The sequence below is a fragment of the Eubacterium ramulus genome, from assembly GCF_003122485.1.
GTDB classification, from domain to species: Bacteria; Bacillota; Clostridia; order Lachnospirales; family Lachnospiraceae; genus Eubacterium_I; species Eubacterium_I ramulus_A.
This window is the reverse complement of record NZ_JRFU01000042.1, coordinates 1-7,791: the sequence shown is the minus strand read 5'-3', so window position 1 is coordinate 7,791 and position 7,791 is coordinate 1. Positions and strand designations below refer to the sequence as shown.

Here is a 7,791-nt window from a genome sequence, read left to right as displayed (position 1 = left end):
CAACACCCATGCTGATCAGCTCCTGAAGTGCCAGTGCGCAGTCCATGGACTCACGTGCAGTACGTCTGTGCTGACGGCTCTCATACAGGAACGGCATGATAACAGTGATTCTTCTTGCTTTACCATTTGCTGCAGCGATCATACGTTTCAGATCCTGATAGTGATCATCCGGTGACATATGATTCTCATTTCCGCAGAGTTTGTAAGTAAGAGAGTAGTTGGTAACGTCTGTCATGATGTACAGATCGTATCCACGAATTGTTTCATGGATCATACCTTTTGCCTCACCACTTCCGAAACGTGGGCAGGATGCGTTGATTACATAGGTATCACGCAGATAGCCTTTGAACGCAATGTCATCTTCATGCTCATGTTCACGGACGCATCTCCATTTTACAAGATATTTGTCAACTTTCTCACCGATCTCACGGCAGCTCTCAAGCGGAATGATTCCGAGTGCGCCAGTCGGGATTGTTTCTAAGTTTCTCTGGTCGTTATGCATTTGAAAAGTTCCCTCCATCAAAAAATCTTTTCGTTGGTTTGTAGTTTATGTTACAGCATTTCATGAAATTTGAAAATTAAACTTCTGTATGCTGCCAGCTTCCATCAGAAAAAGCAGGAAGCCCAGTAATACGTTGGCATTATATCACTGAACACCTGCTTATGACAAGGGATTTCTGCAATTCCTTTATTTTTATGCAAAAACGGTTAGTTTTCGTTAAGTTTTTTCTGGATGCGGATATCGTTTCCAAATAAATGCAAAACGGTAAAATTGTTGAAGATTCTGGAAAAAATTCGTTCTGAATAATAAGTGGCAAGTTCTGTCAGTTCCAGGTTAGTGGAGATCAGCGTAGACTTATGATTCAGGATCCGTTCGTTCAGGCAGACGAAAAACTGTGAGGTTGTCATTGTGTTGATGGCTTCCGTTCCGAGGTCATCAATGATCAACAGGTCACAGTCGAAAATATTCCGATAGTCTGCGGCTGAAAACTGAGACGTACGTCCAAACTGTTGATCCGTCAGCAGCTCAAAGAGCTGATGTGCGGAAAAATAAATGACAGAATGACCAGTATCCAACAATTCCTTTGCTACACAGTTGGATAAAAATGTTTTTCCAATGCCGGTATCTCCAAAGATAAGCAGATTCTGGAAATCATCCGGTTTTTCAAAGGAGCGAATAAAATTTCGGCACTGTGCTACGGCATTTTGCGCGGCTTCCAGAGGGGTATACTGTGTCGCCGGATCGATCATATCTTTTGAATCCGAATAGTAATCAAAAGAAAAATTGGAAAAATTTTCTGTCTGCAAAATATTACGGAGATTGGACTGGGTATATACCAGATCAATGGATGCCTGTTTCAGACAGTGACACCGCTGATTGTTGATATAACCGGTATCCTGACAATCCGGGCAGGCATATGCCGGCTGAAGATAGTTCTCCGGATAACCGTACTCGTTTAACAGATCGGTCCGCTGCTGACGAAGATGCTGGATCTTTTTGTGCAGATGTTCCTGCGCGGAAGTATCGCCGCTCAGAAGCTGTTTTGCAGTCGTAACGCTGGATCTGGCAATCCGGCTGTCGATCTTTGTGAATTCCGGATCAAGCCGGGCAAGTTCCTTTTTGCGTTCATCGATGAGCTGCTGGCGGTCTAACTGCCGTTTTTCATAAGTACGCATGATTTCGTCATATTGTGTATTGGTAAGTGGCATAGTTCATCTCCTTTACGTGATAAAAAGGGAAAAGGCGGTAATTACTGCTGTCAGGACTGCGTTTTTTTATTTAACAGTGATTTTTGCAGTAATTGTTTCTGAAGCGCTTCATAATCATTGTCACGCTGCTGAAAATTAATAAAGCGGTTATTGTTCGGAGCAGCAGATTTCTGCGGATTGCTTTTCTGCGACTGCTGATAAATGCTGTCCGATTTTGCAATGTCATCCAGTGTATGCACCCCGTTCTCATGCCATTTCTTCAGAATAGAGTTTGCATAGGCAAAATTGGCCTCGTGGGTGCTTCGGATCGTCCGGCTGCATGCTTCCTCAATGATTTCTGTGGAAAAGCCCATACGGTCTGACCATTGCTTTAGAAAATTCTGCTCTTCGGGAACCAGATTCCGTCCACGAATGCCGAAGGCCTTCAGAACCGCATAATATAAAGAACTGCCTTGATTCATCGCTGTCTTGGCTTCTTTCACCGTTCGGATATTGCGGGCGGCAAAATCCTCTGCAACTTTCTGCATGTAGTGCAGACTGGTTTTTCCTTTTGCCACGCAGTTTTCAATGATCACTTCAATGACCTCTGTGGAAAGCTTCAGTTCATCATACCAGAAAAAGATGGTATTCAGATCGCTTTGTGTCAGCGTGCGTCCAAGATACTGTTCGGTGATAAAAATCAGTTCCCGCACATTTTCCCGGGAGACAAAGGTTCGCATTTCGTCCATTGTATAGGTGCGTCTGCCGTCACTTGCTGACTGAATAAAACGATCTGTGACGTTGGTTGGTTTTGATTCTTTTCCCACCGGTGTCAAAGTTTCTTTTTTCTGTGTGTCAGCTGCCGGAAAAGCAGATGGCATCGAAGGCGCGATGGCACTTTGCGCACTCAGGACACGGATGCCTGCCAGATTCTGATCTTCATCAAATTCCAGACGGAACAGCCGTAGTTTTTCCCAGTATTTTAAAGCACGGAGGATATCGCGCTCCGTGCAGTCAAAATGATCCGCAATAGCAGAAAGGGAAACATTCTGTGCGGACTGGTTCAGGTTCCGGAGGAGGTAAAGATAGATCTTTACATACTCCCCGTTCGCCTGTGTCATATATTCATCAATAAAAATATTCGGCACAAAAGTTGCAGATGCCGGCTGGTCATTATATAACGTAATATTTGCCATGTTACTCTCTCTAGCGTTTTCCTAATAAATGTTCTCCGACCTGATAAATGTCGCCTGCGCCCATGGTGATCACCAGATCGTTGTCGTGACATTCTTCCAAAAGAAAGTTTTCAATGGCATCAAAGGATGGGAAATAATAGCTTTCGGTTCCTTTGTGACGGACATCATCTGCCAGATCTTCACAGTGGATGCCAAGGGTATCGGTCTCACGGGCTGCATATACATCTGCAAGTACCACCACATCTGCCAGTGCAAGGGAATCTGAGAACTGATTCCAGAATGCCTTTGTTCTGGTATAAGTGTGTGGCTGGAAGACACAGATGATACGGTCGTGCGGATAATTGCGTGCTGCAGTCAGTGTGGCAGCGATCTCTGTCGGATGATGCGCATAATCATCGATGATCGTGATGCTGCCAAGTTTTCCTTTGTATTCAAAACGTCTGGCTGTACCGCCAAAAGACTGTAATCCGCGGATGATGGTGTCTGTATCAAATCCGGCTTCTGTTGCAAAGGCGATTGCTGCCAGTGCATTTGCAATGTTGTGTTTGCCCGGAACATTTAAGGAAACATGTCCTGCTGCCTGTCCATGTGCGTTAAAAGTGAAGGAAGCACATGCTTCTTCATTATAAGTAATATCTGTTGCTGTGTAATCGGCATCCTCTGTCAGACCAAAGGTCACGATACGCTCTTTTAAGTCTGCGGTGATTTCCTCCGGATGGTCGATGGCTGCGTTCAGGAACAGAATACCGTCTGCTGCGGTATTCTGCGCAAATTTGTGGAAGGAGTTGCGGATGTCGTTAATATCTTTGAAGAAATCCATATGGTCTTCTTCAATATTTAAGATAATGCTGTATTTCGGATGAAAATTTAAAAAGCTGTTGGTATATTCGCATGCTTCTGTCAGAAATACATCCGAACCGCCGACACGGATATTTCCACCGATCGCATCTAACATGCCGCCGACAGAGATGGTTGGATCACTGTCAGCTGCCAGCAGGATATGAGAGATCATGGAAGTTGTTGTTGTCTTGCCATGCGTTCCGCTGACTGCGATGGATTTTGCATAATTATCCATTAACTGTCCTAAAAACTGTGCGCGGGTAAGCATCGGGATGCCTGCGTCGCTGGCAGCTTTCCACTCCGCGTTATCCGGATGGATGGCAGCGGTGTAAACCACCAGATCAATGTCATCGGTAATGTTGGAAGCGCGCTGTCCGATATAGACTTTTGCCCCATTCTGCTCCAACTGTTCGGTCAGGGCAGATGCCTTGTTGTCAGATCCGGATACGGTAAAACCTTCCTTTAATAATATCTCTGCAAGACCGCTCATGCTGATGCCGCCGATGCCTATAAAATGAATATGAATTGGTTTTTCAAAATTGATTTTGTACATATTTATCTACCACCTGTATATTTTCTAAATCTCATAAATGTGTTTTTTTCGATTATACTCCATAGGGGAAAAGATGGCAATGTCTGTTTTGCGAATGTCTGCTTTGCATATCATGTGCGTGAACTGGGTTTATGATAGAACTTTATGACTGGTAAAGATGATACGAACAGTGTAATCCAGATATGTGCAAAGTTCAGATATGTGTAAATTCAGATATGCGTAAATTTTGACAATACAGGTGCAAATTCAGACGTTGCAACAAAAAAGAAAGTGTGGTAAAATCTACTAACATCATTTGTAAAAAATAATTCCAGTGTTGGTTAGACCAAAAGTTGTGAAAAATGTCGAAAAAGGGCGATAATTTTAGTAAAAATTGTGAAAAATCATGCACACGGACGAGAAAATATGTTATAATTTTCCTATCAATTTAATTTTTTAAATAGCCTGAGAAAAAAGTAATACGCAGGCTATTGGCAAGAGGTGATTTACATGATTCGAAAGGAAATGATCGCAATGCTTCTGGCCGGAGGCCAGGGAAGTCGTCTGGGAGTGTTAACAGCAGACGTTGCGAAGCCGGCAGTGGCTTTCGGAGGGAAATACAGAATTATCGATTTCCCGCTCAGTAACTGTATTAATTCCGGAATTGATACCGTAGGTGTGCTGACACAGTATCAGCCGCTGCGACTGAATACGCATATCGGTATTGGTATTCCGTGGGATCTGGATCGTAATAACGGTGGTGTTACGATTCTGCAGCCATATGAGAAAAGCGGCGGAAGTGAATGGTATTCAGGAACTGCCAATGCTATTTACCAGAATATGAAATACATAGACAGCTATGATCCGGAGTATGTCCTGATCCTGTCCGGAGACCATATTTACAAGATGGATTATGAAGTCATGCTTGATTTTCATAAGCAGAACAACGCGGATGTTACCATTGCTGTTATGCCGGTTCCGATGGAGGAGGCAAGCAGATTTGGTATCGTAGTTGCAGATGAGGAAAATCGAATTCAGGAGTTCCAGGAGAAACCGGCAGAACCGAAGAGTAATCTTGCATCCATGGGTATTTATATTTTCAACTGGAAAGCATTAAAGGAAGCACTGATCGCAAATGAGACCGTGGAAAACTGCGATTTCGGTATGCATGTAATTCCATACTGCTTTGACAAGGGTGAGCGTATTTTTGCCTATGAGTACAATGGTTACTGGAAAGATGTAGGAACACTTGGTTCTTACTGGGAAGCGAATATGGAGCTGATCGATCTGATTCCGGAGTTCAACCTGTATGAAGAATACTGGACGATCTATACCAAGAGTGATGTGTTGGCACCACAGTATATCGCTGCTGACGCAAAAGTAGACAAGAGTATCATCGGTGAAGGTACAGAAGTGTATGGCGAAGTACACGGATGTGTCATCGGTGCAAATGTTACCATTGGAAAAGGAAGTATCGTGCGTGATTCCATTCTTATGGAAGGCGTGACCATCGGAGAGAATGTTGTGATCGACAAAGCGATCATTGCAGAGGATACCGTGATCGGTGACGGTGCGGTTCTTGGTATCGGCGAGGAGAAACCGAACAAGCTCAAAGAGAGTGTTTACGCGTTTGGTCTTGTAACCATCGGAGAGAAATCCGTCATTCCGCCAAATGTAAAAATTGGTAAAAATACAGCGATCGCAGGTGTGACCACGCCGGAGGATTATCCGGATGGATTGCTTGACAGCGGGGAATATATTGTTAAGGCAGGTGGCAAACAATGAAAGCATTAGGTATTATTTTAGCAGGTGGTAATAATTACAGAATGAGAGAGCTTTCCGACAAGCGCGCCATTGCTGCAATGCCGGTGGGCGGCGGATACAGAGCCATTGATTTCGCATTGAGCAATATGAGCAATTCTCATATTCAGAGAGTGGCAGTACTGACACAGTACAATTCCCGTTCCTTAAACGAACATTTGAATTCCTCAAAATGGTGGGATTTTGGTAGAAAACAGGGTGGTCTGTATATTTTTACACCGACGATCACCGCAGACAACGGTAACTGGTACCGCGGTACGGCAGATGCGCTGGCACAGAATATTGATTTCCTGAAACGAAGCCATGAGCCATATGTCATCGTGGCAGGCGGCGACTGCGTGTACAAACTGGATTACAACAAAGTGCTGGATTACCATATTCAGAAAAAGGCAGACATTACCATCGTGTGTAAAGATGTGCCTGCAACAGAAGATGTCAGCCGTTTTGGTGTGGTACAGATGAATGAAGAATCCAGAATCATTGATTTTGAAGAAAAACCAATGGTGGCTCAGTCTCATACGATTTCTACCGGTATCTATGTGCTGCGCAGAAGACAGCTCATCGAGATGCTGGAGAAGAGCATGGAAGAACATCGGTTTGATTTCGTAACCGATATTCTGATCCGTTACAAAAATCTGAAACAGATTTACGGATACAAATTGGAAAATTACTGGAGTAATATTGCCAGTGTGGAGTCTTATTATCAGACAAATATGGATTTCCTGAAACCGGAGATCCGCAAATATTTTTTCCATCAGGAGCCGTATATCTACTCCAAGGTGGATGATCTTGCTCCGGCAAAATACAATGTGGGAGCAGAAGTCCGCAACAGCCTGATCGCAAGCGGATGTATTATAAACGGAACAGTAGAAAATTCTGTACTGTTCAAACAGGTATTTGTAGGAAAGAACTGCGTAATTAAAAATTCTATTATTTTGAATGATGTTTACATCGGAGATAATACGCATATTGAGAATTGTATTGTGGAGAGCCGTGATACAATTTGCGCAAATACATATTTGTGCGGCGAAGATGAAGTAAAGATTGTGCGTGGACACAATGAACGTTACCTCATGTAGAACGCCGTGTACGGCAGACGGGAGGAGACCGACATTGATGTGACAGCTTGAGAATACGCACCGCCCTGCTGTGGAGAAATACAAAAACACAGGGGAAGAGAAGTATGAATATTACAGATGTGAGAATTCGAAAAGTAGACAAAGAAGGAAAAATGAAGGCTGTCGTATCGATCACGATCGATAATGAATTCGCAGTGCATGACATCAAGATCATTGAAGGTGAAAAAGGTGCATTCATTGCTATGCCAAGCCGGAAAAATGCAGACGGGGAGTACAGAGATGTAGCACACCCGATCAATTCTGAGACGAGACGACAGATTCAGGAACTGATCATGCAAAAATATCGTGAAGAAATTGCGGAAGCATAAATACTTGTGGTATACTGTTATCCGCAACTGCACAGAAAGGAGAATCCTGCATTGCAGGGTTCTTCTTTTTGATTTGTATTTCCAGCAAGTCAAAAAGAATGTGAGGATGCGACCAGATGTAAGGGGAAGATACCTGCTGAAGCAGATTGCATCTGGTGCAAAATCAGAACAAATCCTGATAGATTAGGAAAAATGAACGGTTGCAGAGGATTTTTCTGATTTTAACCGAATCAAGTAAGTCCCCTGCTTCAATTGCGAAAAGCAAT

The 7,791-nt window shown here is 43.6% G+C and carries 7 protein-coding genes; 3 read left to right on the top strand and 4 right to left on the bottom strand.

Translation table 11 applies throughout. The annotated features are described in order from the left end of the window. The 4 genes from LG34_RS03880 to murC all read right to left on the bottom strand — a co-directional run. The coding region (locus tag LG34_RS03880) for a ribose-phosphate pyrophosphokinase-like domain-containing protein (protein ID WP_181369285.1) at nt 1-502 on the bottom strand (502 nt) is incomplete at its 3' end. A gap of 206 nt (nt 503-708) precedes the next feature. Continuing rightward, nucleotides 709-1,710: an ATP-binding protein gene (locus tag LG34_RS03875; protein ID WP_109214966.1), complete on the bottom strand. Its 1,002-nt coding sequence runs from the start codon at nt 1,708-1,710 to the stop codon at nt 709-711. A 50-nt stretch (nt 1,711-1,760) separates the two neighbouring features. Then, nucleotides 1,761-2,885, bottom strand: coding sequence for a DnaD domain protein (locus tag LG34_RS03870; protein ID WP_109214965.1), 1,125 nt, complete (start codon nt 2,883-2,885; stop codon nt 1,761-1,763). Nucleotides 2,886-2,895: 10 nt separating this feature from the next. Then, nucleotides 2,896-4,278: a UDP-N-acetylmuramate--L-alanine ligase gene (gene murC, locus LG34_RS03865; RefSeq protein WP_109214964.1), complete on the bottom strand. Its 1,383-nt coding sequence runs from the start codon at nt 4,276-4,278 to the stop codon at nt 2,896-2,898. 489 nt (nt 4,279-4,767) lie between these two features. On the opposite strand from murC, the gene LG34_RS03860 reads away from it, so the two are divergent. From LG34_RS03860 to spoVG, 3 genes are all read left to right on the top strand, one after another. Continuing rightward, on the top strand, nt 4,768-6,042 hold the full coding sequence (locus LG34_RS03860; RefSeq protein WP_109214963.1) for a glucose-1-phosphate adenylyltransferase: 1,275 nt from the start codon (nt 4,768-4,770) through the stop codon (nt 6,040-6,042). Continuing rightward, nucleotides 6,039-7,157: a glucose-1-phosphate adenylyltransferase subunit GlgD gene (gene glgD / locus LG34_RS03855; protein WP_109214962.1), complete on the top strand. Its 1,119-nt coding sequence runs from the start codon at nt 6,039-6,041 to the stop codon at nt 7,155-7,157. Before LG34_RS03860 ends, glgD begins: the two co-directional genes overlap by 4 nt. A gap of 104 nt (nt 7,158-7,261) precedes the next feature. After that, nucleotides 7,262-7,525, top strand: a complete 264-nt coding sequence (spoVG, locus tag LG34_RS03850; RefSeq protein WP_109214961.1) for a septation regulator SpoVG — start codon at nt 7,262-7,264, stop codon at nt 7,523-7,525. The last annotated feature ends 266 nt before the right edge of the window (nt 7,526-7,791 follow it).

What these genes read in the sequence shown, in the direction of transcription:
- LG34_RS03875 (WP_109214966.1), bottom strand. Translation starts at nt 1,710, where the DNA reads ATGCCACTTACCAATACACAATATGACGAAATCATGCGTACTTATGAA.
- LG34_RS03870 (WP_109214965.1), bottom strand. Translation starts at nt 2,885, where the DNA reads ATGGCAAATATTACGTTATATAATGACCAGCCGGCATCTGCAACTTTT.
- murC (WP_109214964.1), bottom strand. Translation starts at nt 4,278, where the DNA reads ATGTACAAAATCAATTTTGAAAAACCAATTCATATTCATTTTATAGGC.
- LG34_RS03860 (WP_109214963.1), top strand. Translation starts at nt 4,768, where the DNA reads ATGATTCGAAAGGAAATGATCGCAATGCTTCTGGCCGGAGGCCAGGGA.
- glgD (WP_109214962.1), top strand. Translation starts at nt 6,039, where the DNA reads ATGAAAGCATTAGGTATTATTTTAGCAGGTGGTAATAATTACAGAATG.
- spoVG (WP_109214961.1), top strand. Translation starts at nt 7,262, where the DNA reads ATGAATATTACAGATGTGAGAATTCGAAAAGTAGACAAAGAAGGAAAA.